Raw genomic sequence first — 25,566 nt, 5'->3', positions numbered from 1 at the left:
CGTGACAGCTACCGTGAGCCACGACCTGGCCGTCGCCGGGGGCGGGGTCCTGCTGATCGCGGTCGCGCTGATCCTCGTCGGGCGAGCGTTGGTACGCCGTGGCGCCGGCCCGCTGGTCACCCGCAAGGTTCCCCACGCACTGTGCGGGCTGTTCGCAGCCGGGGCCGCGTTCCAGTTGTCCAACGGCGCGGTGGTGGCGGGCGTGCTGGCCGTCGCGACGGTGGCGTTGACATTCATCGTGGAACGGGGCCTGGTCCCGGTGCCGGGAGTCTTCGACGGCACCCGGTCCCGCGACTACGGACTGGTCGGCTTCGCCGCCGGGGCGCTCGTCGCGGTGCTGGCGTTCTGGCCGGACCGGGTTGCGATCGCCGCGGGGGTGGCGGTGCTGGGTCTGGCCGACGCGGGCGCGGCCCTGATCGGCGACCGCCTGGGCCGCCACCGGCTGGAAGCCGGCGGCGGCGTGCGCTCCCTGGAGGGCTCGGTGGCCTTCGTGGCGATCGCCTTCGCCGTGTCGTTCGTGTTCTGCCAGGTCGGCCTCGAACTGAACTCGTTTATGGCGGTGGCGGTTTCGTTGTTCGTCGCGGTGACGACGGCGGCGGTCGAACTGCTGGTCTGGCCGGCGGCGGACAACCTGCTGATCACACCGTGGGTGGCACTGCTGTTGCATGTCGCGCGCGATCTGTCGACCGACGACGCGCTGCGCTGGTTGGCCGCGGCCGTATTCGGCTGCGCCATCGTGCCGTTCATGCTGCGGATGCGCTGGCTGGATCTACCGGGCGCGCTGTGCGGTGGCCTGATCGCCGGTATCGCCGTCGGCCTCGGCGGGTGGGCGTGGATCATCCCGGCCGCCGTCTTCTTCTCGCTGACCAGCCTGCTCACCGCGTATCGCCGGCCCAGCCGGTCCGAAGGCATGCGCACCCTGAGTCAGGTCGCGGTGAACGCCGGCCTACCGGTGCTGACCCCGGTGATCGGCTTCGCGTTCACTCGCGATCCGGCCTGGTACGCCGTCTCCATCGGCGGGATCGCCGCCGGCATCGCCGATTCGTGGGCATCGGAGATCGGCCGGTTCTCCAGGCGGGATCCGGTGTCGCTGCGGACGCGGAGCCGCGTCGCCAAAGGCACGTCGGGGGCGGTCTCCCCACTGGGTTCAGCGGCGACGGTGGTGGGAGCGTCGGCGGTCGGAGGTTTCGGCGCGCTCTTCGGGGGGCTGACGATGGTGCCCGTCGGCCTGGCAGCCGGGATCATCGGCTCCCTGGTGGACACCCTGATCGGCGCCAGCGTGGAGGCACACTTCTTGTGCACCGCCTGCGGAGCAACGGTGGAGGACCGCCTGCACTGTGGGTCGCCGACGCAGCCGTCCTGGGGGTGGCGCTGGGTGGACAACGACGTCGTCAACGCCTTCGCCAATGGGGCCGGGATGGCGGCGGGATTGGTGGTATTTCAGCTGCTGCGGTAGCCGCACTTCGCTACCGTCCCGATAATGTCTTCTCCCACAACAGCAGTCGTGCTCGAAACCCGGGATGGTTCACACTGTCCAACAACGTGAGCGCGGTGCGGGTGAGGGCCGGGACGCCGGCCAGCTTGTTGAAGACCCGGCCGAGCCGGTACTCCTTGCCCCATGCCGCTTGGATGGTTTGCTGGTAGTTGCTGAAATCGTCGGGCCCGCCGTTGGCCAACGCGGCGATGGCGCACTCACCGGCCGCCATCCCGGACTGCAACGCCTTGGAAATGCCCGCGCCCGACACCGGCCGGGCCGCCCCCAGCGCATCACCGGCGAACAGCACACCCGGGCGCCACGGCGGCCAGGCGGTGAAACCCATCGGCAGCCGCCAGCCCTGCAGGGCCTTCGACTTCTGCAACTCGGCGATCGACGGCAGCTCCCATTCCCGGGGCAGGGTGGCCATGAATTCGCCCAGGAACTGGGTGGAGTTGATCTTCTGCCAGTGCTTGTAGCTGTTGACGTAGCCCACCCCGATGTTGACCTGGCCACCGCCGAGTGGGAACACCCAGCCGTACCCGGGCAGTTGGTCGCCCTGGAACCGAACCTTCAGATAGATGTCGAGGCTGTCGGAGTCCGGGCGGTTCGCCGGCATTTCGGCGCGGATCGCGATCGCCGTGTAGCCGTTGTATTGCGAGTCCAGTGTGAGCCCGCGCTTGACCGGCGAGTACGCGCCGTCGGCGGCGATCACCGCATCGGCCAGCACCTTCTCGCCGGACTTCAGGGTCACGCCGGTGACGCGTCCGTCGTCGTCGACGAGGGGGCCGACGACTTCGGCGCCCTGGCGCACCTCGGCGCCGGCGGCCGCGGCGTTGTCGAGCAACATCGTGTCCAGCTCGCGACGGCGGATACCGTGCCCGTGGTCGGGCATCCCGACGCGGCGCGGCAAGGTCAGTTCCCACTGACTCGGGCTGAAGATCTTGGCCCGGTTGATGCGGTGGAACTTGGCGATCTCGTCGGCCAGACCCATCCTCTGCAGGTAACCGGTGGCACGCGGAGTCAAGCCGTCCCCACAGGGTTTGTCGCGCGGAAACTCGGCCTTGTCCAGCACCACCACCCGGGCACCGGTCCGGAGCGCCTGCCAGGCAGCCGCCGAACCCGCCGGCCCGCCCCCGGCTATCGCCACGTCATACCGCCGGGTCATCGGACCTCGGCTTCCGGTGCACCTGTCGCGGCTCTGAACTCCCCACGACCGCAAGCTTGGCTGGTTTGACAGCCGGTAGCAAGGGAAACGCCGCCGACGCGCGCATCGGCGGCAAGTCTGATTCAGAAGTTGATCATGTGTCCGGTCAGGCCGTGGAAGCACTCCTGCAGCGCCTCGGACATGGTCGGGTGGGTGTGCACGTTGCGGGCCAGCTCGTTCGCGGTCAGGTCCCATTTCTGCGCCAGTGTGAGCTCCGGCAGCAGCTCGGAGACGTCGTGGCCGACCAGGTGCCCGCCGATCAGCTCGCCGTAGCGGGTGTCGGCGATCAGCTTCACGAACCCGCTCGGGTCGCCCGCCCCGTGCGCCTTGCCGTTGGCGGTGAACGGGAACTTGACCACCTTCACGTCGTAGCCCTCGGCGCGGGCCTGCTCCTCGGTCAGCCCGAAGCTGGCCACCTGCGGCTGACAGAACGTGGCGCGCGGCATCATCCGGTAGTCGCCCAGCGGCATCGTCTCGGCACCGCCGATGGTCTCGGCGGCCACCACACCCTGCGCCTCGGCGACGTGCGCCAGCTGCAGCAGACCGGTGACGTCACCGATGGCGTAGATGTGCGGCACCGAGGTCTGCATGTATTCCCCGACACCGATCGCGCGCCGGTCGGTCAGCGCCACGCCGGCAGCCTCCAAACCGTAGCCGTCGACGTTGGGCGCAAAGCCGATGGCCTGCAACACCTTGTCGGTTTTGAGCTCTTCAGTCTGCCCGTCCTTGCTGACGGTGACGGTGACGGACCCGCCGGCTCCGCTGTCCACGATGGACTCGACCTTGGTGCCGGTGCGGATCTTGATACCCAGCTTCTTGAGCTGCTTCTCGACCTCCTTGGACACCTCGACGTCCTCGTTGGGCAGCGCCCTCGGCAGGAATTCCACCACCGTGACGTCGACGCCGTAGTTAGCCAAGATGTAGGAGAACTCTATGCCGATGGCCCCGCATCCGGCGATGACGATCGAGCCCGGCAGCTCCCGGCTCAGGATCAGCTGCTCGTAGGTGACCACGTTGGCCGAAAGCGACGTGCCCGGCACCAGGCGGGTGCTGGACCCGGTGGCGATGATCGCGTTGTCGAAGCTGACGTTCTCGGTCCCGCCCTCATTGAGCTCGACGGCCAGCGTGTGGGCATCGGTGAACCGGCCGTAGCCGTGGATCTCGGTGATCTTGTTCTTCTTCATCAAGAAGTGCACACCGGCGACCCGGCCGTCGGCGACCTTGCGACTGCGGTCGAACGCCGCGCCGTAGTCGAAGCTGGCCTCCCCGCTGATCCCGAAGGTGGCGGCCTCGCGGTTGAAGATGTGTGCCAGCTCGGCATTGCGCAGCAACGCTTTAGACGGGATACAGCCGACGTTGAGGCAGACCCCGCCCCAATACTTCGGCTCGACGATGGCGGTGTTCAAGCCCAGCTGGGCGGCGCGAATGGCCGCGACATAACCACCGGGGCCGGCTCCGAGGACAACGACGTCATAGTGGGTCACCCGTTCACCCTAACGGTCACGTCACCGGGGACCTCAGTACGGGAGCACACCGCCCACGCATCGGCTCACATGCTGGCAGAAGTGGTGGCCGTACAGCGGCGCCGCGGCGGCCGCCGAGGCGAACACCGCCGTCATCAGCGCGATGGCCAGCGCCGCCAGCAACGGCTTCTCGCCGACCATCGCCACGATCAGCCCCGCGACGGTGCACGCCACCGCATAGACCACGACGACGAAGACGGCCGGGGTCTTGTCGGCCAGCGAGAACCACCAGGAGAACAAGCCCAGCCCGATCCCGGCCGCCGGGATCCAGACGGCGACCAGCACCAGCGCCAGCTGCCACCACCTAAGGAATCGGTACTGCCCCTCCACGACCAGCGGCTTGGGCGGCTTGGCCGGCTTGTCGGGCGCAGTCGAGGCGGCCGGGACCGGCTCCGGTTCGGGCTTCGATTCCGGCTCGGGCTCACCCTGGTCATCCGGGTCGGGCAGCGGGGTCGGATGCGGACCGGTCTCGAAACTCGGCGGCCAGTGCGGCTCGGTCATCGGCAGCGCCCCGGTGTCGGTGGTCTCAGACATGCGAGACCACCTGAACGGCCGCCAGCGCCCCGAACCAGCCGACCGCCAGCGCGAGCAGAAACGCACCCATTGCGGTTACCCACCGGCGCGAGGAGACGAACACCAGCACCAGACCCGCCACGCTGGGCGCACCGAGCACCAGTGCGATCGCGGCGTCCGGGCGCACCGGCGCGGTGATCAGCAGCGTCGTCCCGATTCCGGTCAGGACACCGACCGCGATCCCGACCAGCATGATGCTGCTCAACAACCAGGGGCGCGGCAGCGGAATCACACCAGCAGATTTTACGAGGGCAGCCCCGCTCAGCGCGGTAGCGACCCGGTGATCACCGGGACTTCGTCCAGCAACGCGTTCTCGTCGTCGGTGAAAGCCCGGCCGCGGGCCAAAAACCGCATGCCCTCCGGCGCCTCCAGGCTGAAGCCGGCCCCGCGCCCCGGCACCACATCGATGATCAGCTGGGTGTGTTTCCACGCCTGGAACTGCGGCCCGGAGATCCACACCGGCGTCGGCCCGGCTCCATCGACGTCGAGCACACCGAGCAGCACGTCGTGGTCACCGATGATGAAGTCGCCGTCGGGGTAGCACATCGGCGCCGAGCCGTCGCAACAGCCGCCGGACTGGTGAAACATCACCGGGCCGTGCCGATCCACCAAGCGCGCCACCAGTTCAGCCGCCGCGTCGGTGATCAGCACCCTGGCCGGCGCGTCCATCAGAACAGGCCGGTCGCCGTCGGGGAGTAGGACACCAGCAGGTTCTTGGTCTGCTGGTAGTGGTCGAGCACCATTTTGTGGTTCTCCCGGCCGATTCCGGACTGCTTGTAGCCGCCGAACGCGGCGTGCGCCGGGTAGGCGTGGTAGCAGTTGATCCACACCCGGCCGGCCTGGATGTCGCGGCCGGCCCGGTAGGCGGTGTTACCGTCGCGGCTCCACACCCCGGCGGCCAACCCGTAGAGGGTGTCGTTGGCGATTCCGATGGCGTCGTCGTAGTCGGTGAACGACGTCACCGAGACCACCGGGCCGAAGATCTCCTCCTGGAAGATCCGCATCTTGTTGTGCCCGCCGAAGATGGTCGGCTGCACGTAGTAGCCGCCGGACAGCTCGCCCCCGAGTTCGGCGCGCTCCCCGCCGGTGATGACCTTGGCGCCCTCACCCTTACCGATCTCGATGTAGGACAGGATCTTCTCGAGCTGGTCGTTGGAGGCCTGGGCGCCGATCATGGTGGCCGGGTCCAGCGGGTCGCCCTGGCGGATCGCCTTGGTGCGGATCGCGGCCAGCTCCAAAAACTCGTCGTAGATGTCGGCCTGGATCAGCGACCGCGACGGGCAGGTGCACACTTCGCCCTGGTTGAGCGCAAACCCGGCGAAGCCCTCCAGCGCTTTGTCCTGGAAGTCGTCATTGGCCGCCAGCACGTCGGAGAAGAAGATGTTGGGACTCTTGCCGCCCAGCTCCAGGGTGACCGGGATGATGTTCTGGCTGGCGTACTGCATGATCAGCCGCCCGGTGGTGGTCTCGCCGGTGAAGCCGATCTTGGCGATCCGGTTACTCGATGCCAGCGGCTTGCCGGCCTCCACCCCGAATCCGTTGACCACGTTGACGACTCCCGCCGGCAGCAGGTCGCCGATCAGGCTCATCAGGTACAGGATCGACGCCGGGGTCTGCTCGGCGGGCTTGAGCACCACCGCATTGCCGGCGGCCAGCGCCGGCGCCAGTTTCCAGGCCGCCATCAAAAGCGGGAAGTTCCAGGGGATGATCTGGCCGACCACGCCCAGCGGCTCGTGGAAGTGGTAGGCGACGGTGTCGTCGTCGAGCTGGCTCAGGGCGCCCTCCTGGGTGCGGATCGCCGCCGCGAAGTAGCGGAAATGATCCGCGGCCAGCGGGATGTCGGCAGCCAGCGCCTCCCGGATCGGCTTGCCGTTGTCCCACACCTCGGCGACCGCCAGCTGCTGGGTGTGCTCGTCGATGCGGTCGGCGATGTTGTTGAGCACCTCCGCGCGCTGGGCCGGCGACGTCTTGCCCCAGGCCGGGGCCGCGGCGTGCGCGGCATCCAGCGCCTTGTCGATATCGGCCGCCGTGGAGCGCGGGATCTCGCAGAACGGCTGGCCGGTGACCGGCGTGATGTCCTCGAAGTACTCACCGCCGGCCGGGGCCACCCACTGGCCTCCGATGAAGTTCCCGTAGCGCGACTCGTAGCTCATCAGTGCGGTGGGAGAACCCGGGCGGGCGAAAACGGTCATCGGTGTAGCCCCTAGTTTCGACGGTGTTGTACACATCACATTACCGCCGTTGCCAGAATGGCTCCCATGGCTGGTGACGCGCTGGACGACAAGTACCTCTGGCTCGAGGACGTCACCGGCGACGACGCCCTGGACTGGGTTCGCGCCCACAACGCCCCGACCGTCGAGGAGTTCGCCGGGGCGGATTTCGAGGCGATGCGCACCGCCGCCCTCGAGGTGCTCGACACCGACGCCCGCATCCCCTACGTGCGCCGGCGCGGCGAGTTCCTCTACAACTTCTGGCGCGACGCCGAGAACCCGCGCGGGTTGTGGCGGCGCACCACCCTGGACAGCTATCGCAGCGCCGCCCCCGAATGGGACGTCATCATCGATGTCGACGAGCTGGGCCGCGCCGACGGCGAGAACTGGGTGTGGGCCGGCGCCAACGTGATCGAGCCGGAGCTCACCCGGGCACTGGTGTCGCTGTCGCGGGGCGGCTCGGACGCCGTGGTGGTACGCGAATTCGATATGGCCACTAGGGAATTCGTCCCCCCATCTGCCGACGGATTCCAGCTCCCGGAGGCCAAGACCCGGATCAGCTGGGAGGACGAGGACACGGTGCTGGTGGGCACGGACTTCGGGCCCGACTCGCTGACCGACTCGGGGTATCCGCGGATCGTCAAGCGGTGGCGGCGGGGCCGGCCGCTCGCCGACGCCGAGACGGTGTTCGCCGGCGCGGCGACCGATGTGGTGGTGAGCGCCGGACGCGACCGCACCCCCGGTTTCGAACGCACCCTGGTCTCGCGGGCCGTCGACTTCTTCAACGACGAGGTCTACGAGCTGCGCGAAGGCGAGTTGATCCGGATCGACGCGCCCACCGATGCGACGGTGTCCATGCACCGGCAGTGGATCCTGATCGAGCTGCGCACCGATTGGGACACCGGCACGGCGTCCTACGGGGCGGGTTCCCTGTTGGCCGCCGACTACGATGAATTCCTGGCCGGCACAGCCACATTGGGCGTTGTCTTCGAACCCGACGCGCACACGGCACTGCACCATTACGCATGGACCCGCGACCGGCTGATCCTGGTCACCCTGCGCGACGTGGCCAGCCGGGTGGAGGTGTCCACCCCCGGTAGCTGGCAGCGGCGCCCGGTCACCGAGGTACCGGCCAACACCAACACCGTGATCGCGGCCGCCGACGACACCGGCGACGAAATCTTCCTGGACTCCAGCGGATTCGCCCACCCGTCGCGGCTGCTGCACGGTCCGGTCGACGGTGAGCTCACCGAGATCAAGTCCGCGCCCGCCTTTTTCGACGCCGAAGACGTGACCGTCACCCAACACTTCGCGACCTCGAAAGACGGCACCGCGATCCCCTATTTCGTGGTGCGGCCGGACGCTGCTGCCGGCCCGACACTGTTGGGCGGCTACGGCGGATTCGAGGTGGCCCGCACCCCCGGCTACGACGGGGTGCTGGGTCGGCTCTGGCTCGCGCGCGGCGGCACATACGTGCTGGCCAACATCCGCGGCGGCGGCGAGTACGGGCCGGGTTGGCACACCCAGGCGATGCGCGCGGGCCGGCACCTGGTGGCCGAGGACTTCGCCGCGGTGGCAACCGATCTGGTGGACCGCGGGATCACCACGGTGGCGCAGCTCGGCGCGGTGGGCGGCAGTAACGGTGGGCTGTTGATGGGCATCATGCTCACCTCCTACCCGCAGTTGTTCGGCGCGCTGGTGTGTCAGGTGCCGCTGTTGGACATGCGCCGCTACCACCTGCTGTTGGCCGGCGCGTCGTGGGTGGCCGAGTACGGAGATCCCGACAACCCCGACGACTGGGAATTCATCAGGGAATACTCGCCGTACCAGAACATTTCGGCGGAGGCGACCTACCCTCCGGTGTTGATCACCACCTCGACCCGCGACGACCGGGTGCACCCCGGGCATGCCCGCAAGATGACCGCGGCACTGCAGGACGCCGGACACCGGGTCTGGTACTACGAGAACATCGAGGGCGGCCACGGCGGGGCCGCCGACAACGCGCAGGCGGCGTTCAAATCCGCGCTGAGTTTCTCATTTCTTTGGCGGATGCTGGGCGATCAGCGCTGACCGTCAGACCTTGCGCAACCCGCCCGCCAGCGCGACGGCCACCCCGACCAGCACCAGCACCCCGCCGCCGGCCAGGACCAGGTTGAGCCACTGGTGCAGGCTGGCTTCGGCCACATCGGCCACCGCTTCGGCGATCCGGCGGATATCGCCGGTCGCCTGGTTGAGTACGTGATTCAGGTAGCGCCGCGCCACCTCGATTCCCGACCAGCCCGCCGCGCCCACCAGCAGCCCCGACACCCCGAGGCTGGCCAACGCCCGTCCGCGATGACGTGCCGCGGCCAGCGTCAACGCCGCGCACAAACCGGTCAGGGCGACCAGCACCAGGCTCAGCCACGGCCCCCACACCGCGAGGCGATGCAATTGGCCGGGACGCGCCACCTCGGTGGACGTCGGCGTCAGCGGGATGCTCATCGAGGCCGGTAGCGTGATGTTGTAGTCAGAGAGCAGCGGGGCAAACGCCTTGTCCCGCAACATCGGTACCACGTCGATCTCCCACGGGCCGGTGTCGGCGCCGCTGAGCAGCCAGTCGTGCCCGTCGGAGTTCAGCTGGACGAACTGGGCGGGAAACGACGGCCCGGAGGTGTATTCGGCGGCGGCCTCCCGCACCGGGGACGGGTTGATGGGGAAACCCTGCGCACGGATCAGTCGCACCGCCTGGGCGGTGAGCTCGGCGGCGACCGCGTCCTGCAGGGCAGGTTGGGCAGCGGCCCGCCGGGCCAGCCGGGCGTAGCCGTCGCCGTCGATCAGGTTGCTCTGCGCCCACGCCGTCGGCAGCGTCACCGCCAGCATCACGGTGGCCAGCAACCAGAACAGCGCCGCCGTGAAGAAGCGCACTACTTCGCCGTGCGTCGTGGCCGCGCCAGCGCCATCCGGGTCATCAGTCCGTTCATCCGGGCCAGTGTCTTGAGCGAATTGTGGTAGTAATTGCCACCCGCGCCGACGTTCGTGCGCGGCGCCACGACGGCCTCCTGCCGGCAGAACTTGCGAATGCCGTCGACGCCGCCGAAGCGCGCACCGATACCCGATGTCTTCCAGCCGCCCATCGGCGCCGTTGTGCACATCAGGTTCGAGATCACGTCGTTGATGTTTACCGCACCGCAGTCCAGTTGGACCGCAATATCTTTAGCTCGTGAGATGTCACGGGAGAACACCGAGGCACTCAGTCCGTAGGGGCTGTCATTGGAGAGCCGGATCGCCTCGTCGACGCTGGCGACCTTCATGATCGGCAGGGTCGGGCCGAAGGTCTCCTCGGTCATGCAGGCCATCGAATGGTCGACGTCGACGAGCACGGTGGGCGGGTAGAAGCTGCCCTTGCCGGGTGCGCGTTCCCCACCGGTGAGCGCACGCGCTCCGGCGGCCAGCGCCTCTTTGACGTGGCGTTCGGTGACGGCGAGTTGCTGGTCGCTGATCAGCGCCCCGAAGTGGGTGCCCTCGCCGGCGCCCATCTGCAGCGCCTGCACATCGCGGACCACCGCGGCGACGAACTTGTCGTAGACGGGTTCGAGCACATAGACCCGCTCGACCGAGACGCATGTCTGTCCGGCGTTGAACATCGCCCCCCACACGGCGGCGTGTGCGGCCAGGTCGATGTCGGCGTCCTCGCACACGATCATCGGATCTTTGCCGCCCAATTCGAGGCTGTAGGGCACCAGCCGGCGGGCGGCGCGCTCGGCGACCTTGCGCCCGGTGGCCGTCGACCCGGTGAACTGCACGTAGTCCGAGCTGTCGATCACCGCTTCGGCCACCTCGCGCGCACCCTGAACCACCGCGAACACGTCGGGTCCGCCGGCCTGCTGCCAACCGTCACGCAACAGTTCGGCGGTGAGCGGGGTCTGCTCGGAGGGCTTGAGCAGCACCGCACAGCCGGCCGCCAAGGCACCGATCGCGTCCATCAACGCGTTGGCCACCGGGTAGTTCCACGGCGCGATCACGCCGACCACCGGCCGCGGCCGGTAGTGCACGGCGACCTTCTTGATCGCCATCATCGGCAGCGACGCCGGCCGGGTCTCCGGGGTCATCGCCTTGTCCATCACCTTGATCACGTAGGACAGGATCATGATCAGCAACGGCACCTCTTGAGCGGCGTCGGTGCGGGACTTGCCGGTCTCGGCGATCAGCACCTTCTCGATCTCGTCCCGGTGCTCGCCGAGCCACACCGCGTACCGTGCCAGCACCTTGGCCCGGCCCTTGGCGCCGCGGGCCTCCCATTCGCGCTGTGCGGTGCGCAGGGCGGTGGCGATAGCTTCGACCTCGGACGGATCGGTCCAGCGGACCTCACCGGCGGCCTCCCCGGTGGCGGGGTTCAGCACGGTGTCGGTTCCGAGCAGGGTGGTGGCAGCGGGCGTTGTGATGGTCATGGCGCCATGCTAGTACCGATTGTGACCCCGGTCGCATCCGCCCTCGACAGGTGTCAAGTTCGTCCCCGGCGGCTTATTCCTGCAAGCCCCTGAGGTAGGCGGCCTGACCGAGATGCTGCGCGCAATCGTCGATGATGCTGACCAACCGCACCCCCGCTGTCACCGGCGGATTCCAGTGGGTGTCGACCACGCGGCCCAGTTCGGCCGCGGTGACACCGGCCAGATAGTCCAGGGTCAGCTGATGCACGGCGCGGTAGTAGTCGGCCAGTAGTTGCGCCGGGGCGTGCACCTTGGCGACTTCGGCCGGGCTGTGGCCGTAGCCGCTGTCGTCGCGTGGCAGGTCCAGGCCGAACCGGTCCACCCACCCGTCGCGGGTCCACACCTGCTCGACACCGGCAACCTGGGCGATCTGGATGTCCTGCACCCGGGCACTGTGCCAAAGGAGCCAGGCGATGCTGTTGGCTTGCGGGGTCGGCCGATAGTCGGCCACTTCCTCGGTGAGCCCGCCGGTGACTTCGTCGGCATGCTCGATCAACCGGGTGAACGCGTCTCGAAGCAGGTCCTGCAACGCGGCGTCGCTCATCGGCACGTCATCGATCTCGTCGGATTCATCGTCCATTCCTTCCGAAAGTCCGTTTACCAGCGCAGCAGTGCGGCGATTCCCGCGGCATCGCGCAGCCGCCCGTCGGCTGCGCCCTCGATGGGACTGATCCGGGCTCCGGTGGTGAATGCCCGCTCGACCAGCCTCTCGGTCAACCGGGAATCCGGCGTCCCCGGGCGCCCGTCCGGCCCGACCTCGTCGCCGGCGTACAGCGACCCGTTCGCGCCCACCGTCCCGGTGTAGCGGACCTCCGGGTCATATACCAGGTGCGCGACTCGCCCGGCATTCAACGCCGCGGCCACCTCCGACACGCCCAGAGCCACCCGGTGACCGGAGCCGGCGCCGTCGCAAACACTGTCCAGCAGCCGTCTTTCCCGCGCGGCGTGCTGCTCATGCGCCCACTCGGTCACCGCGGCCTGCAGCGCGCCGGGATCGAGCCCGCTGAGAACCCGAGCGTCGGCGAAGATCCGGTCGCTGAGCGCTTGCGGAAACTTCTCGACGGCCCGTTCAGTCCAGCGGTCCCCGCCGCTGACCAGGATTCGTTCCCATCCGCGCTCAGCGGCCAGCCCGGCGGCCACCGTCGTCACCTGGTCCAGAAATCGGTGTGCCCGATCATGCTCGCGCGACTGACGCTGCTCTTGCACGGGCGTGTGGAACTGGCCCTGCGGGCCGCCACCGATCTGCCCGGCGCGCTCGTGCGGCGCCTCGACATACTGCTGCTCGATGCGGCTCAGCAGCTGTAGCGACCCGACCCGCCATTCCAGGAGCCGGGCGTCCTCGGCGGAGACCAGGACCACCCCCGCCGGCCGGCCTTCATCGAGCAGCTCCAGCAGCGGATGAATGAACGGGCGCTCGTCCAACACCACTCGGCTGGCTATCGGCAACGCGCTCTGAAGTTGTAGCTCCCAGTCATCTTCCAGTCCGGCGAACAGAATTCGGCTTCGGCCACCGGCCGCAGGATCGGCGAGTTGTGCCACCCGCGGCCAGAGTCGTTCCAGCGCGGCGACGGTCTCGCCGCCGTGCTCATTCTCCGAGGCGACCCGTTGCTGCAGTTCCCGGAAACGGTTCTTCAAATCGATCGAGGCGGCTTGCAGGTTCGGGTCCCCGCTCGGATCCGCGTTGAGACACACCGTCAGCACACCGAGTTGGTCCGTCCGGCCGATCAGCTCCCGGACACCGTCGGAGTCGAACCGCTCGAGGGCTACCATCGGTTCGCGCCTCCGATCCCGTATCAGGCTCCGTGGTTGCGCTTCAGCCACCAACTATAGCCACGCCCGCGGACCGTAGAGCCGCTGCAATTGGTGGCCACCGGCGATCACCGAAATCATCCTGGCATCCGATGCGTACCCGGGCGTAGATTTTCTAGATGACCTACGACCTCGTGGTCCGCAACGGCACGGTCATCGATGGGCTGGGTGGCCAGCCTTTCGTCGGCGATGTCGCGGTTCGCGAGGGCGTCATCGCCGAGGTCGGCCGGGTGGACGACGCGGGGGCCACCGCAGCCCAGCATGTGATCGACGCGGCGGGGCTGCTGGTCACCCCCGGTTTCGTCGACCTTCACACCCACTACGACGGGCAGTCGATCTGGTCGGATCGCCTCAATCCCTCGTCGGCGCACGGGGTGACGACGGTGTTGATGGGCAACTGCGGGGTGGGTTTCGCGCCGTGTCGAACCGCCGACCATGAGGTGCTGGTCGACCTGATGGCCGGCGTCGAAGACATCCCCGGAGTGGTGATGACCGATGGCCTGCCGTGGACATGGGAGACCTTCCCGGAGTTCATGGATGCCGTCGACGCGCGGCAGCGGGACATCGACGTCGCAGCGTTCCTGCCGCATTCGCCGCTGCGGGTCTACGTGATGGGGCAACGCGGTGTCGACCGCGAGCCGGCCACGCCCGCGGATCTGGCGCGGATGCGGGAGCTGGCCCGCGAGGCCGCCGAAGCTGGGGCGCTGGGATTTTCATCGTCACGGCTGACCACTCACCGCACCAGGGCCGGGGCCCGGATTCCCAGCTACGGCGCCGCCTACACCGAGATCCTCGAGATCGGCCGCGGTATCGCCGACGGCGGCGGAGGGCTGATCCAGTTCGTCCCCGACCTCCCCGACGGCGCGTATCAGCCTGTGCTGCAGCAGGTTTTCGACGCGGCTACCGATGCGGGCCTGCCGGTCACGTTCACCCTGCTGATCGGCAATGCCGGCGAGCCGCTGTGGCACGACGCGATTACCATGGTGGAGAAGGCGAACAGCTCCGGCGCCGCGATCACCGCTCAGGTGTTCCCCCGCCCGATCGGGCTCATGGTCGGGTTGGACCTGAGCATCAACCCCTTCGTGCTGTACCCGAGCTATCGGCAGATCGCCGACCTGCCGCTCGCGGAGCGGGTCGCTGAAATGCGCAAACCCGAGGTGCGGCAGCGGATTTTGGCCGACCATGCCAGCATTGTCCCGACCAACCCCATCGCGTACCTGGCCCAGTCCTGGCAGTGGACGTACCCGCTCGGCGATGACGCCGACTATGAGCCGGATCCGTCGAAGAGCATTGCGGCACGCGCCGAGGCGCGTGGCGTCTCCCCGGTCGAGGAGGCATACGACCGGCTGCTCGATGACGACGGGCACGCGATCCTGCTGGACGCACTGGCCAACTTCCGGGAGAACTCGCTGGACACCGTCGGGGACCTGATGCGTCGCGATGACGTGGTGCTGGGCCTGGGCGACGGCGGCGCCCACTACGGAATGATCTGCGACTCAAGCTTTCCCACCTATGTGCTGACGCACTGGGCCCGTGATCGCGCGTCGGGCCGGCTCAGCGTCGCCGAGGCGGTCCGCGAACTGACGTCGACACCGGCCCGGACCGCCGGACTCGACGACCGGGGCCGGATCGCGGTGGGCTACAAGGCGGATCTCAACGTCATCGATCACGAGCGGCTGCGGCTGCACAAGCCGGTGGTCAACTATGACCTGCCCGCCGGCGGGCGCCGGCTCGATCAGAGCGCCGACGGCTACGTGGCGACGATCGTCTCCGGCGAGATCATCGCGGAGAACGGCAAACCCACCGCGGCCCGGCCGGGCAGGCTGGTGCGCGGCCGGCAACCCGCGCCGTCCTGAATGTCAACTTGCCGGCGTACCGTTTCCGGTGTGACTGAGCCTGCAGAGCCCAAATACACCCACGGCCACCACGAATCGGTGCTGCGCGCCCACCGCTCCCGCACAGCGCAGAACTCCGCGGCGTATCTGTTGCCGGCCCTGACGCCGGGCCTGCAGCTGCTGGACGTCGGCTGCGGGCCGGGAACCATCACGGTGGATCTAGCCGCCCTGGTTGCGCCGGGGACGGTGACGGCCATCGAGCCCGTCCCCGCGGCACTTGATCTGGCCCGCGACTGCGCACGTGAGCGAGGGCAGCACAACATCGATTTCGTGGTCGCCGATGTGCACGCATTGCAGTTCCCCGACAACAGTTTTGACGTGGTGCACGCCCATCAGGTGCTCCAGCATGTCGCCGACCCGGTGACCGCGCTGAGCGAGATGCGCCGGGTTTGCAAACCCGGTGGCGTGGTGGCCGCCCGCGACAGCGACTACGCGGCGTTCACCTGGTATCCGGCCTCGGCGGAGCTGGACGACTGGCTGCGGCTCTACCGCGATGCAGCGCGAGCCAACGGCGGTGAGCCCGACGCGGGCCGGCATCTGCTGGCCTGGGCGCATGCGGCCGGATTCACCGACGTCACCCCGACGGCCAGCGCGACGTGTTACGGCACCCCCGCCGAGCGGGAACACTGGGGCGGCATGTGGGCCGATCGGATCCTGCAGTCCGCCATCGCCGAGCAGCTGCTCGACAGTGGCGCCGCCGATCAGGCCACACTGCAGGCGATTTCGCAGGCTTGGCGGAGCTGGGCCGAGAACCCCGACGGCTGGTTGATGATTCCGCACAGCCAGATCCTGTGCCGGGCCTAGATCAAGCGTTTTTCCGGGGTGGAGCGGGCCACCACGTCGGCATCGCGGGTCACCGCGTCGCCCAGCACCTCGTCGATGCGGGCCAGCAGCTCAGCGGGGATGCGCACGCCGGAGGCCTTGACGTTCTCGGTGACCTGCTCCGGACGCGAGGCGCCGACCAGAGCGGCGGCCACATTGTCGTTCTGCAGCACCCACGCGATCGCCAGCTGCGCCGTGGTCAGCTCGAGCTCCGCGGCGATCGGCGCCAACTGCTGGACCCGGGTCAACACCTCGTCGGTCATGAACCGTTTGATGAAGTTCGCCCCACCTTTTTCGTCGGTGGCGCGCGAGCCGGCCGGCGGCGGCTGACCCGGCAGGTACTTGCCGGACAACACGCCCTGGGCCATCGGCGACCACACGATCTGGCCCAGGCCCAGTTCTTGGCAGGTGGGGACCACCTCCGGCTCGATCACCCGCCACAGCATCGAATACTGCGGCTGGCTGGAGATCAGCGATATGCCCAGCTGGCGGGCCAGCCCGTGGGCCTGGCGGATCTGTTCGGCGGTCCATTCACTGACCCCGATGTAGAGCGCCTTGCCCGCCCGGACGATGTCGGCGAAGGCCTGCATGGTCTCCTCCAGCGGGGTGAAGGAGTCATAGCGGTGCGCCTGGTAGAGGTCGACGTAGTCGGTGCCCAGCCGGCGCAGCGACCCGTCGATGGCCTCCATGATGTGCTTGCGGGACAACCCGGTGTCGTTGCGGCCCAGCGGGGCCGGCCCTATCGGCCAGTAGACCTTGGTGAAGATCTCCACCGAAGAACGTCGCCGGCCCTGCAGCGCGGCGCCGAGCACTTCCTCGGCGGCACCGTTGGCGTAGACATCGGCGGTGTCGAAGGTAGTGATGCCCGCATCGAGCGCGGCATGCACACACGCGGTCGCGACGTCGTTCTCGACCTGCGATCCGTGGGTGAGCCAGTTGCCGTAGGTGATCTCTGAGATCTGCAGGCCGGAGTTGCCCAGGTAGCGGAATTCCATGGGTTCATCTTGGCCCAGGTTTCCTCTGGTGTCTGCTACCTGATCACTATCCTCGACACCATGACCACCTCCGTCGACCTCGCCCGGCTGGCCGAGCTGTTGCCCGGCTACGACTTCGCCTACCTGGTGACCGTCGGTGACGACTACCGCATTCGCACCACCGCGATCACCCCGGTCTTCGACGGCGCCCGGGTGGACGTCGGACCCGTCGGCGCCCACGGCCGGGAGAACATCGCGGCCCGCGCCGGTGTCACCCTGGTCTGGCCCGCCCGCGAGGTCGGCGAGTACTCCCTGTTCGTCGACGGCCAGGCCGAGCTTCCCGATGATCCGGGAGCCCCGGTGCTGGTCAGGCCGACCAAGGCCCTGCTGCACCGGCCGGTGTTCGCCGAGGGCACCAAGCGGGCGGTCGGCACCGTGCACGACTGCGTGCAGCTCAAGGCGAATTGACAGCCGGCGACGTTAGGCTGGTCGCATGGCTTCCAACGTGGATTTCGACCGCCTCGCAGCGAAACTCGTGGGCTACGACTACGCCTACCTGATCACCGTCGACGCCGAGAACCGGCCGCACCCGGTACCGGTGATGCCGACGCTCAACGGCGACATCGTGCACATCGGCGCGCTCGGTGGGCGGCGCAGCCGGGCGAACCTGGCTCGCAGCAGCGATGTCACGGTGATGTGGCCGCCGCCGGTCCCGGGTGGCTACACCGTCATCGTCGACGGCACCGCCGAGGTGTCTGATGCCGGTGAGCTGGCCAGCCTGAAGATCTCCCCCAGTCGCGCGGTGCTGATCCGGGTCGCCACCCCGGAGTCGCCGGGCGAAACCCCTTGCTACAGCGACTGTGTCGACTTGAAGGTCACTGCGCAGGAAGCTTGAGCGGTCGCCCGGCCACCATCAGCACGACCTCGTCGGACTCCGCGGCGATCCGTGCGTTCAGCACGCCGAGCAGGTCGCGGAACAACCGCCCGGATTCGGCGGGCGGCACCACTCCGCTGCCGACCTCGTTGCTTACCGCCACCGCCCGCACCGGGCAGGCCCGCCACGCCGAAACCAGTTCGTCGATATCGGCGTGCACGCCGTCGAGGCCGCCGTCGTCCCAAACCCGGTGCAGGTCCATGCGAGCGGTGAGCCAGGTTCCCAAACAGTCCAGCAGCAGCGGGGTTTCGGCGGTGAGCAGCGTATCGGCGATGTCGACGGTCTCCACCGTGCGCCAGGTGTGCGGGCGTCGGCTCCGGTGCAGCCGTATCCGTTCGGCCCATTCCGGATCGCCCTCGCGCGTTCCGCCGGTGGCCAGGTAGGTGACCGCTACCTGCCCGGCCAGCAGCGCTTCGGCGTGCGCGGACTTGCCTGAGCGGGCGCCGCCGAGAATCAGCGAACGGATCGGCACCGCGCCCAGGATCTCACCGTCGCGCCCCGGCCGGGCATCCGAATCAGCCAATACCGCAGTCAGTTCCGGTTCCGGCGGGTTGTGATGGCTCAGATGGACGGCGACGACGTCGGTGGCGGCCACGACGGCGCCGGAGTGGCGCAACTCATCCACGGTCGCCGCGAAAGCGGGGAGGTCGTGGTGTTCGGTGCCGTGGCCGGTATGCATCCCGAACGTCTCCTCCAGGAACACCGCGTCGAAGCCGGCGCCGGCGACCGCGGCGTGCGTAGCCTCGGGCAGCGGGCCGGTGTCGGTGGCCCAGAAGATCCGGCCGCCAACGGATTCCAGATCGTAGAGCACCGCGTCACCGCCGATGTCGGCGCCATGCGCGGCGGCGAGCACCCGGACCCGGTAGTCACCCACGCGCACGTCGTCGCCCGGGCTCACCTCGACGAACCGGACCGGGTCGTCCGGGCCCACCCAGTCCCGGCACTGATTTAGAGCGCTCGGCGGGCCGACCACATCCAGGGGCTCGCCGGTCCCGGTCCAGTGCCGCATCAGCATGGCGGCCGGCCCGACGTGGTCCCAGTGGCCGTGGGTGAACAGGATGTGGCGCACCGACGCCAGCGACCGTCCGAAGCGCGCGGCGGCCCGCGGCGCCTCCGGGCCGCAGTCCAGCAACAGCACGCCGTCGACCAGCGCGGCGGTCTGCCCGCGAACCTCGGTCGCCGATCGGCAGGAGACGCACCGGCAGAACGGGTTCGGCCAGCCGTCGGCGCTGCCGGTGCCCAGCAGCAGGATCTCCATGCACCCATCCTCGTTGACTCTGCGTCCAGGGCGCACCCCACTCGCACTTTCCCGCCCTACGCGCAGAGTCAACGTAAACGACGAAGGCCCGGTCTGCCGAAGCAGACCGGGCCTTGTCGTGCAACCAGACTTAGAAGTCCATGCCGCCCATGCCACCGGTCGGGTCGCCCGCGGGTGCGGCCGCCTTCTCCGGCTTGTCGGCGACAACGGCCTCGGTGGTCAGGAACAGCGCCGCGATCGAGGCTGCGTTCTGCAGCGCCGAGCGGGTCACCTTCACCGGGTCGGCGACGCCGGCCTTGAGCAGGTCCTCGTACTCGCCGGTGGCGGCGTTGAGGCCGGTTCCGGCGGCCGAGTTACGGACCTTCTCGGCCACCACGCCGGGCTCGAGGCCGGCGTTGAAGGCGATCTGCTTCAGCGGGGCCTCCAGCGCCACCTTGACGATGTTGGCGCCGGTCGCCTCGTCACCCTCGAGCTTCAGCTCGTCCAGCGACGGCGCGACCTGCAGCAGGGTCACGCCACCACCGGCGACGATGCCCTCCTCGACGGCGGCCTTGGCGTTGCGGACCGCGTCCTCGATACGGTGCTTGCGCTCCTTGAGCTCCACCTCGGTGGCAGCCCCGGCCTTGATGACCGCGACGCCGCCGGCCAGCTTGGCCAGGCGCTCCTGCAGCTTCTCGCGGTCGTAGTCGGAGTCGCTGTTCTCGATCTCGGCGCGGATCTGCGACACCCGGCCGGCGATGGCCTCCGAGTCACCAGCGCCCTCGACGATGGTGGTCTCGTCCTTGGTCACCACGACCTTGCGAGCCTTGCCCAGCAGCGAGATGTCGGCGGTCTCCAGCGACAGGCCGACCTCTTCGCTGATGACCTGGCCACCGGTGAGGATCGCCATGTCCTGCAGCATCGCCTTGCGACGGTCACCGAAGCCCGGAGCCTTGACGGCGACGGACTTGAAGGTGCCGCGGATCTTGTTGACGACCAGGGTGCTCAGCGCCTCGCCCTCGACGTCCTCGGCGATGATCAGCAGCGGCTTGCCGCCCTGGATGACCTTCTCCAGCAGCGGAAGCAGGTCCTTGACCGTCGACACCTTGGAGCTGACCAGCAGGATGTAGGGGTCCTCCAGGACCGCTTCCTGACGGTCGGCGTCGGTGACGAAGTAACCCGAGATGTAGCCCTTGTCGAAGCGCATACCCTCGGTGAGCTCCAGCTGCAGGCCGAAGGTGTTGGACTCCTCGACGGTGATGACACCCTCGTTGCCCACCTTGTCCATCGCCTCGGCGATCAGGTCACCGATGGACTGGTCGCCCGCGGAGATCCCGGCGGTGGCCGCGATCTGCTCCTTGGTCTCGACCTCCTTGGCGTCCTTCAGCAGGGTCTCGGAGACCTTCTCGACGGCCTTCTCGATGCCGCGCTTGAGGGCCAGCGGGTTGGCGCCGGCGGCCACGTTGCGCAGGCCTTCCTTGACCAGGGCCTGGGCCAGCACGGTGGCCGTGGTGGTGCCGTCACCGGCGACGTCGTCGGTCTTCTTGGCGACCTCCTTGACCAGCTCGGCGCCGATCTTCTCGTAGGGGTCCTCCAGCTCGATCTCCTTGGCGATGGACACACCATCGTTGGTGATCGTGGGGGCGCCCCACTTCTTCTCCAGGACGACGTTGCGGCCCTTGGGGCCCAGCGTCACCTTGACCGCGTCGGCGAGGGCGTTCAGTCCCCGCTCGAGGCCGCGACGGGCCTCTTCGTCATACGCAATTTGCTTAGCCATTGCGAAGTGATTCCTCCGGTTAGGGGGTGCACGTCTTGTCGGTCGGGTCAGTGCCCGCGACGGACGGCTGTGGGTGTGCTCCGCAGGTGCGGCCCCGTACCTCACCGTCCCGACCTAGCACTCGCCGGTCGCGAGTGCCAACGTCATTCTTAGCACTCGCCCATGGAGAGTGCAAGGTCGTCCGGCGACGATGCGCGGAGCGAAGCGACGAGCTGAGGAGCCGGACCGTCGGGCTCGTCCGGCGACGATGCGCGGAGCGAAGCGACGAGCTGAGGAGCCGGACCGTCGGGCTCGTCCGGCGATGATGCGCGGAGCGAAGCGCGCCTTATTGCGGCGCGCGCAAACCGTCGATGACGACGTCGATCACGCGCTCGGCCGACGCGGCGTTGTAGGACTGCATCGCCTGGCACCCGACCAGGATCGCCTTCACGTCGCCGACACCGAGGTCGCCTCGCGCGATGCCCGCCCGCTGCGCGGCGCCCAGCAGCTCACCGAGCACCGCCAGGAAGGCGTCCTCGGACTCCGGTGCGGCCTGGGCGATGTCGATGCCGACGCCGGCCAGTGCTTCGGCCAGGCCCCGATCCGTCGCACCCCACTGCAGGACGATCGAGCGCAGGAAGGTGAAGAGCGCCACCCCCGGTTCGTCGGATTCCAGCAGGGCGTACCCGTCGTCGACGACGCGTTGCATGCGGTCTTTGAGGACCGCCCGGAACAGCGCGTCCTTGGTCGGGAAGTGCCGGTAGATGGTCCCGGCGCCGACTCCGGCGCGTCGGGCTATCTCATCGATCGGCACCGACAAGCCTTCGGCCGCAAAGGTTTCATAGGCGACGTCCAGCACGCGCGCACGGTTGCGCACCGCGTCGGCGCGCAGTGGCCGGCTGGACTCAGTCACCTGTGCATCCCTATCGGTTGACAAAGCGGGGCGATCGTTCCGTATAGTTGCAAAAACCGGAGCGCTAGCCCCGTTTACCCTACAGCTCAGGAGTTCCCCATGGCCAAATGGACAACCGCGGACATCCCCGACCAGACCGGGCGGGTCGCGGTCATCACCGGAGCCAACACCGGTCTGGGCTTCGAGACAGCCGCCGCACTCGCCGCGCAGGGCGCCCGGGTGGTGCTCGCCGTGCGCAATCTCGAGAAGGGCAAGGACGCCGAGTCCCTCATCCGTCGCCGCAGCCCCGGCGCCGACGTGACGCTGCAGGAGCTCGACCTGACCTCGCTGGACTCGATCCGCTCCGCCGCGGCGCAGTTGCGCGCCGATCACGACCGCATCGACCTGTTGATCAACAACGCCGGGGTGATGTACCCGCCGAAGGCGACGACCAAGGACGGCTTCGAGCTGCAGTTCGGCACCAACCATCTGGGCCACTTCGCCCTGACCGGACTGCTGCTGGACCGGCTGCTGCCGGTCGCCGGCTCCCGGGTCGTGACCGTCAGCAGCGTCGGTCACCGCATCCGCGCCGACATCCACTTCGACGACCTGCAGTGGCAGCGCCGCTACAACCGGGTCGAGGCCTACGGGCAGTCCAAGCTCGCCAACCTGATGTTCACCTACGAGTTGCAGCGCCGGCTGGCTCCGCACGCGACCACGATCGCCACCGCCGCGCACCCCGGCGGCTCCAACACCGACCTGATGCGCCACCTGCCGCGGTGGGCTGCGGCCGCCTACCCGTTGATCAAACCGCTCTTCCAGGGTGCGGACATGGGCGCGCTGCCGTCACTACGCGCCGCCAGCGACCCGCAGGCGCTCGGCGGCCAGTACTTCGGGCCGGACGGCTTCGCGCAGGGACGCGGCTACCCCACCGTGGTGAAGTCCAGCCGCAAGTCCCACGATGTCGACGCGCAGAAGCGGCTGTGGACCGTCTCCGAGGAGCTGACCGGGGTGGTCTTTCCGGTATAGCCGAACCCGGCTCACCCCACGTCGAGCAGTTCCTCGTAGAAACCGCCGAACCGGCGGGCCCGGTCGACCAGGTGCACCTCGAGGATCCAGTGGCAGACCCGGCCGGTGCGGTCGGTGCGGCGCATCGGCTCGTCGGATCCGGGTGCGACGTAGAACCGGGCGTCGTCTCCGGAGATCTTCTTGTGCGGAAACTCCCCGAGGAGGTGCCCGGCGATGGGAGCGCCGAACTCGAAACCCGCGTCCTGGGCCAGGCCGACGACGTGTTCGAACAGCTGCGCGCCGGTGATCTCGGCGTGAGCCTCGAAGAACGCGCGACCCGCGCTCCACACCCCGGGCAGGGCGTCGCGCAGCGCCAGCTTGTCCGGGTCGTCACCGAGCACGAAGGTGCGACCGAAGTCGGCCTCCCACTCGGCGAAGATCGGGCCCAGATCGAGGTAGGCGATGTCGTCGTCGGTCATGATCCGATCCGGCGGGTGGGCGTGAAACGGATGCAGGGTGTTCTCCCCGGCGCGCACCACCCGGCGATGCCAGTGCCGCGTCACCCCGAACCGTTCGGCGGCCAGGTCGGCGATCTCATCGGAGAGCTGCTGCTCGCCGACACCGGGGCGGATCATGCCGCGGCGCTCGATCTCGTCGAACAGCGCGGCGGCTTTGGTCTGCGCGTCGAGTAGCCGCTCAACGCGGATGGATTCCGGCTCCCCCGGGGTGGACACGCAAGCGATGCTATCCGCTTGCCCTAGACTGCCTCTCGATCAGATAGGAGACCGGGTGCGGGCTGACGCAGCGCCCAGCACCCGGGCTTTGCGGGGCTGGCAACGGCGGGCTCTGGTGCGGTATCTGACCGCCAAGCCGCGCGATTTTCTGATGGTGGCCACCCCCGGCGCCGGCAAGACGACGTTTGCGCTGCGCATCGTCGCCGAGTTGCTGGCCGACCGCACCGTCGAGCGCATCACGATCGTGGTGCCCACCGAACACCTGAAGGTGCAGTGGGCGTCGGCGGCCGCCGAACACGGCGTCGCCCTGGATCCGCGGTTTTCCAACTCCGACGCCCAGACCAGTGCGGAATACCACGGCGTCGTCGTCACCTACGCGCAGGTCGCCAGCCACCCGACCCGGCACCGGGTGCGCACCGAGGCCGCGAAAACCCTGGTGATCTTCGACGAGATCCATCACGGCGGGGACGCCAAAAGCTGGGGCGACGGCATCCGCGAGGCGTTCTCCGACGCCACTCGCCGGCTGGCGCTGACCGGCACCCCCTTTCGCAGCGACGACAGTCCCATTCCGTTCGTCAACTATGAGCCCGACGGCAGCGGCGCGTTGCGTTCGGTGGCCGACGACAGCTACGGCTACCCCGAGGCGCTGGCCGACGGCGTGGTGCGCCCGGTGGTGTTCATGGCCTATTCGGGGGAGGCCCGCTGGCGTGACAGCGCCGGTGAGGAGTACGCGGCCCGGCTCGGCGAGCCGCTGACCGCCGAGCACACCGCGCGGGCCTGGCGCACGGCGTTGGATCCGGCCGGGCAATGGATGCCGGCGGTGATCACCGCCGCGGACACTCGGCTGCGCCAGCTGCGCGATGGCGGCATGGCCGACGCCGGCGGCATGGTGATCGCCTCGGATCAGAAGACCGCCCGCGCCTACGCCAAGCTGCTGACCACGCTCACCGGCGAGGCCCCGACGGTGGTGCTCTCCGATGACCCGACCGCCTCGCAGAAGATCGCGCAGTTCTCCGCGGCGACCAGTCGCTGGCTGGTGGCGGTGCGGATGGTTTCCGAAGGTGTCGACGTGCCACGGCTGGCGGTGGGCGTCTACGCGACCAGCGCGTCCACCCCGCTGTTCTTCGCGCAGGCGATCGGCCGGTTCGTGCGGTCGCGGCGGCCGGGCGAGACCGCCAGCATCTTCCTGCCCTCGGTGCCGTCGCTGCTGCAGTTGGCCAGTGAGCTTGAGGCGCAGCGCAACCATGTGCTGGGCAAGCCGCACCGGGAGTCCGAACGCGACGAGTTCGCCGAGGCCGAGCGCCGGCGCGACGAACCGTCCGAACTGGAGAACACCTTCGAGTCGCTGGGCGCCGACGCCGAGCTGGACCAGGTGATCTTCGACGGTGCGTCGTTCGGGACGGCCACCCCGGCCGGCAGCGAGGAGGAGGCCGACTATCTGGGCATCCCCGGTCTGCTGGACCCCGACCAGATGCGGGACCTGTTGCGGCGCAGGCAGGAAGAGCAGCTGGTCCGACGGTCCAAAGCGGTCAACGACGGCGGGGTTCCGGTACCGGTGACCACCCACGGACAGTTGCGGGCGCTACGTCACGAACTCAACGCGCTGGTGTCGGCGGCGCATCACCGGCTCGGCAAACCGCACGGCTGGATCCACAACGAGTTGCGCCGGATCTGCGGTGGCCCACCGGTGGCGGCGGCCACGTCGGATCAGCTGCGGGCCCGGATCGAGGCCATCCGGCAGCTGTAGCGGTCATGCCGCTTCGCCGAGCGTGTACTCACTGCGGAAACTCGGGGGAGATCTCGCAGCAGGTACACGCTCGGCGACGGTTCACCAAGGATCAGGGCTGACCGGCGGTGCCGCCTTGACCGGCGTTGCCATCAGTGCCGCTCACACCGGCCGTGCCGTCGGCTCCGTCGGAGCCGTCGATGATGGTGTTGCCCGCAGCGACCTGACCGGCGGCCCCGCCGGACCCGCCGTCACCGCCCGCTGCGCCGGTCCCGGCGGGGCCCGCCCGGGCCCCCCCCCCCCCCCGGGCCCCCCCCGCGGCCGCC

23 protein-coding genes and 1 pseudogene are annotated in these 25,566 nt (G+C 68.8%); 8 read left to right on the top strand and 16 right to left on the bottom strand.

Translation table 11 applies throughout. The features are described from left to right. The first annotated feature begins 1 nt into the window (after position 1). Positions 2-1,456, top strand: a complete 1,455-nt coding sequence (locus BST28_RS12690) for a DUF92 domain-containing protein (protein WP_234808274.1) — start codon at positions 2-4, stop codon at positions 1,454-1,456. A 10-nt stretch (positions 1,457-1,466) separates the two neighbouring features. Here the strand turns inward: BST28_RS12690 and BST28_RS12685 are convergent, their stop codons facing one another. The 6 genes from BST28_RS12685 to exaC all read right to left on the bottom strand — a co-directional run bounded on the left by BST28_RS12685 (position 1,467) and on the right by exaC (position 6,969). Further along, positions 1,467-2,642 (bottom strand): NAD(P)/FAD-dependent oxidoreductase, encoded by a 1,176-nt coding sequence (locus BST28_RS12685; RefSeq protein WP_019736876.1) that lies wholly within the window; start codon positions 2,640-2,642, stop codon positions 1,467-1,469. Positions 2,643-2,764: 122 nt separating this feature from the next. Beyond that, the gene (gene lpdA, locus BST28_RS12680; RefSeq protein ID WP_065287744.1) at positions 2,765-4,165 is read right to left on the bottom strand and encodes a dihydrolipoyl dehydrogenase; all 1,401 of its coding nucleotides are present in this window, start codon (positions 4,163-4,165) and stop codon (positions 2,765-2,767) included. Positions 4,166-4,198: 33 nt separating this feature from the next. Next, positions 4,199-4,738, bottom strand: a complete 540-nt coding sequence (locus BST28_RS12675; protein WP_065287745.1) for a hypothetical protein — start codon at positions 4,736-4,738, stop codon at positions 4,199-4,201. Beyond that, a complete protein-coding gene (locus BST28_RS12670) occupies positions 4,731-5,009 on the bottom strand; it encodes a putative holin (RefSeq protein ID WP_019736879.1) in 279 nt (92 codons plus the stop codon). The genes BST28_RS12675 and BST28_RS12670 overlap by 8 nt, the downstream gene beginning before the upstream one ends. 29 nt (positions 5,010-5,038) lie before the next feature. Continuing rightward, a complete protein-coding gene (locus tag BST28_RS12665) occupies positions 5,039-5,446 on the bottom strand; it encodes a DUF779 domain-containing protein (RefSeq protein WP_019736880.1) in 408 nt (135 codons plus the stop codon). Beyond that, a complete protein-coding gene (exaC, locus tag BST28_RS12660; protein ID WP_019736881.1) occupies positions 5,446-6,969 on the bottom strand; it encodes an acetaldehyde dehydrogenase ExaC in 1,524 nt (507 codons plus the stop codon). The genes BST28_RS12665 and exaC overlap by 1 nt, the downstream gene beginning before the upstream one ends. A 57-nt stretch (positions 6,970-7,026) precedes the next feature. Between exaC and BST28_RS12655 the strand changes: the two genes are divergently transcribed. Further along, positions 7,027-9,057 (top strand): prolyl oligopeptidase family serine peptidase, encoded by a 2,031-nt coding sequence (locus tag BST28_RS12655; protein ID WP_065287746.1) that lies wholly within the window; start codon positions 7,027-7,029, stop codon positions 9,055-9,057. A gap of 3 nt (positions 9,058-9,060) precedes the next feature. On the opposite strand, the gene BST28_RS12650 is transcribed toward BST28_RS12655, so the two are convergent. The 4 genes from BST28_RS12650 to BST28_RS12635 all read right to left on the bottom strand — a co-directional run bounded on the left by BST28_RS12650 (position 9,061) and on the right by BST28_RS12635 (position 13,223). Further along, positions 9,061-9,891: a hypothetical protein gene (locus BST28_RS12650; protein ID WP_065287747.1), complete on the bottom strand. Its 831-nt coding sequence runs from the start codon at positions 9,889-9,891 to the stop codon at positions 9,061-9,063. Continuing rightward, entirely contained in the window at positions 9,891-11,414 is a 1,524-nt protein-coding gene (locus BST28_RS12645) for an aldehyde dehydrogenase family protein (protein ID WP_019736884.1), read from the bottom strand. The genes BST28_RS12650 and BST28_RS12645 overlap by 1 nt, the downstream gene beginning before the upstream one ends. Positions 11,415-11,487: 73 nt before the next feature. Further along, the gene (locus BST28_RS12640; protein WP_109510868.1) at positions 11,488-12,003 is read right to left on the bottom strand and encodes a mycothiol transferase; all 516 of its coding nucleotides are present in this window, start codon (positions 12,001-12,003) and stop codon (positions 11,488-11,490) included. 47 nt (positions 12,004-12,050) lie between these two features. Beyond that, the gene (locus BST28_RS12635; protein WP_019736886.1) at positions 12,051-13,223 is read right to left on the bottom strand and encodes an MSMEG_1130 family ribosome hibernation factor; all 1,173 of its coding nucleotides are present in this window, start codon (positions 13,221-13,223) and stop codon (positions 12,051-12,053) included. 158 nt (positions 13,224-13,381) lie between these two features. Here BST28_RS12635 and BST28_RS12630 point away from each other — a divergent pair, with 158 nt between their 5' ends. Then, positions 13,382-15,118: an N-acyl-D-amino-acid deacylase family protein gene (locus tag BST28_RS12630; RefSeq protein WP_019736887.1), complete on the top strand. Its 1,737-nt coding sequence runs from the start codon at positions 13,382-13,384 to the stop codon at positions 15,116-15,118. A gap of 30 nt (positions 15,119-15,148) precedes the next feature. Next, the gene (locus BST28_RS12625; RefSeq protein WP_019736888.1) at positions 15,149-15,961 is read left to right on the top strand and encodes a class I SAM-dependent methyltransferase; all 813 of its coding nucleotides are present in this window, start codon (positions 15,149-15,151) and stop codon (positions 15,959-15,961) included. Here BST28_RS12625 and BST28_RS12620 read toward each other — a convergent pair. After that, positions 15,958-16,974: an aldo/keto reductase family protein gene (locus BST28_RS12620; protein WP_019736889.1), complete on the bottom strand. Its 1,017-nt coding sequence runs from the start codon at positions 16,972-16,974 to the stop codon at positions 15,958-15,960. The genes BST28_RS12625 and BST28_RS12620 overlap by 4 nt on opposite strands. Positions 16,975-17,034: 60 nt before the next feature. On the opposite strand from BST28_RS12620, the gene BST28_RS12615 reads away from it, so the two are divergent. Together BST28_RS12615 and BST28_RS12610 are read left to right on the top strand one after the other, a co-directional pair. Further along, a complete protein-coding gene (locus tag BST28_RS12615; RefSeq protein WP_019736890.1) occupies positions 17,035-17,421 on the top strand; it encodes a hypothetical protein in 387 nt (128 codons plus the stop codon). A 25-nt stretch (positions 17,422-17,446) separates the two neighbouring features. Continuing rightward, positions 17,447-17,848 carry a pyridoxamine 5'-phosphate oxidase family protein gene (locus tag BST28_RS12610; protein WP_019736891.1) on the top strand — a complete coding sequence of 134 codons (402 nt, stop codon included), beginning with the start codon at positions 17,447-17,449 and terminating at the stop codon, positions 17,846-17,848. Here BST28_RS12610 and BST28_RS12605 read toward each other — a convergent pair. The 3 genes from BST28_RS12605 to BST28_RS12595 form a co-directional block, all read right to left on the bottom strand. Next, a complete protein-coding gene (locus BST28_RS12605) occupies positions 17,829-19,145 on the bottom strand; it encodes a bifunctional adenosylcobinamide kinase/adenosylcobinamide-phosphate guanylyltransferase (RefSeq protein ID WP_019736892.1) in 1,317 nt (438 codons plus the stop codon). The genes BST28_RS12610 and BST28_RS12605 overlap by 20 nt on opposite strands. 130 nt (positions 19,146-19,275) lie before the next feature. Beyond that, a complete protein-coding gene (gene groL / locus BST28_RS12600; RefSeq protein ID WP_019736893.1) occupies positions 19,276-20,901 on the bottom strand; it encodes a chaperonin GroEL in 1,626 nt (541 codons plus the stop codon). A 325-nt stretch (positions 20,902-21,226) separates the two neighbouring features. Then, on the bottom strand, positions 21,227-21,793 hold the full coding sequence (locus BST28_RS12595; RefSeq protein WP_019734724.1) for a TetR/AcrR family transcriptional regulator: 567 nt from the start codon (positions 21,791-21,793) through the stop codon (positions 21,227-21,229). A 99-nt stretch (positions 21,794-21,892) separates the two neighbouring features. Here BST28_RS12595 and BST28_RS12590 point away from each other — a divergent pair, with 99 nt between their 5' ends. Beyond that, positions 21,893-22,801, top strand: a complete 909-nt coding sequence (locus BST28_RS12590; protein WP_019734723.1) for an SDR family NAD(P)-dependent oxidoreductase — start codon at positions 21,893-21,895, stop codon at positions 22,799-22,801. An 11-nt stretch (positions 22,802-22,812) separates the two neighbouring features. On the opposite strand, the gene BST28_RS12585 is transcribed toward BST28_RS12590, so the two are convergent. Then, positions 22,813-23,514, bottom strand: coding sequence for a M24 family metallopeptidase (locus BST28_RS12585; protein ID WP_019734722.1), 702 nt, complete (start codon positions 23,512-23,514; stop codon positions 22,813-22,815). A gap of 55 nt (positions 23,515-23,569) precedes the next feature. Here BST28_RS12585 and BST28_RS12580 point away from each other — a divergent pair, with 55 nt between their 5' ends. Then, positions 23,570-25,261 carry a DEAD/DEAH box helicase gene (locus BST28_RS12580; RefSeq protein ID WP_065287751.1) on the top strand — a complete coding sequence of 564 codons (1,692 nt, stop codon included), beginning with the start codon at positions 23,570-23,572 and terminating at the stop codon, positions 25,259-25,261. Between the two features lie 91 nt (positions 25,262-25,352). On the opposite strand, the pseudogene BST28_RS24380 reads toward BST28_RS12580, so the two are convergent. Then, a pseudogene (locus BST28_RS24380) lies at positions 25,353-25,566 on the bottom strand (PE family protein); the annotation flags it as partial.

Origin of the sequence: Mycolicibacter kumamotonensis (assembly GCF_002086285.1) — a bacterium.
Classification (GTDB): Bacteria; Actinomycetota; Actinomycetes; order Mycobacteriales; family Mycobacteriaceae; genus Mycobacterium; species Mycobacterium kumamotonense.
Note: the sequence above shows the minus strand (reverse complement) of the source record. Positions and strands in the feature narration are given on the sequence as shown.

What these genes read in the sequence shown, in the direction of transcription:
- BST28_RS12620 (WP_019736889.1), bottom strand. Translation starts at nt 16,974, where the DNA reads ATGGAATTCCGCTACCTGGGCAACTCCGGCCTGCAGATCTCAGAGATC.
- groL (WP_019736893.1), bottom strand. Translation starts at nt 20,901, where the DNA reads ATGGCTAAGCAAATTGCGTATGACGAAGAGGCCCGTCGCGGCCTCGAG.
- BST28_RS12590 (WP_019734723.1), top strand. Translation starts at nt 21,893, where the DNA reads ATGGCCAAATGGACAACCGCGGACATCCCCGACCAGACCGGGCGGGTC.
- BST28_RS12645 (WP_019736884.1), bottom strand. Translation starts at nt 11,414, where the DNA reads ATGACCATCACAACGCCCGCTGCCACCACCCTGCTCGGAACCGACACC.
- BST28_RS12635 (WP_019736886.1), bottom strand. Translation starts at nt 13,223, where the DNA reads ATGGTAGCCCTCGAGCGGTTCGACTCCGACGGTGTCCGGGAGCTGATC.
- BST28_RS12655 (WP_065287746.1), top strand. Translation starts at nt 7,027, where the DNA reads ATGGCTCCCATGGCTGGTGACGCGCTGGACGACAAGTACCTCTGGCTC.
- BST28_RS12630 (WP_019736887.1), top strand. Translation starts at nt 13,382, where the DNA reads ATGACCTACGACCTCGTGGTCCGCAACGGCACGGTCATCGATGGGCTG.
- BST28_RS12615 (WP_019736890.1), top strand. Translation starts at nt 17,035, where the DNA reads ATGACCACCTCCGTCGACCTCGCCCGGCTGGCCGAGCTGTTGCCCGGC.
- BST28_RS12685 (WP_019736876.1), bottom strand. Translation starts at nt 2,642, where the DNA reads ATGACCCGGCGGTATGACGTGGCGATAGCCGGGGGCGGGCCGGCGGGT.
- exaC (WP_019736881.1), bottom strand. Translation starts at nt 6,969, where the DNA reads ATGACCGTTTTCGCCCGCCCGGGTTCTCCCACCGCACTGATGAGCTAC.
- BST28_RS12605 (WP_019736892.1), bottom strand. Translation starts at nt 19,145, where the DNA reads ATGGAGATCCTGCTGCTGGGCACCGGCAGCGCCGACGGCTGGCCGAAC.
- BST28_RS12675 (WP_065287745.1), bottom strand. Translation starts at nt 4,738, where the DNA reads ATGTCTGAGACCACCGACACCGGGGCGCTGCCGATGACCGAGCCGCAC.
- BST28_RS12665 (WP_019736880.1), bottom strand. Translation starts at nt 5,446, where the DNA reads ATGGACGCGCCGGCCAGGGTGCTGATCACCGACGCGGCGGCTGAACTG.
- BST28_RS12610 (WP_019736891.1), top strand. Translation starts at nt 17,447, where the DNA reads ATGGCTTCCAACGTGGATTTCGACCGCCTCGCAGCGAAACTCGTGGGC.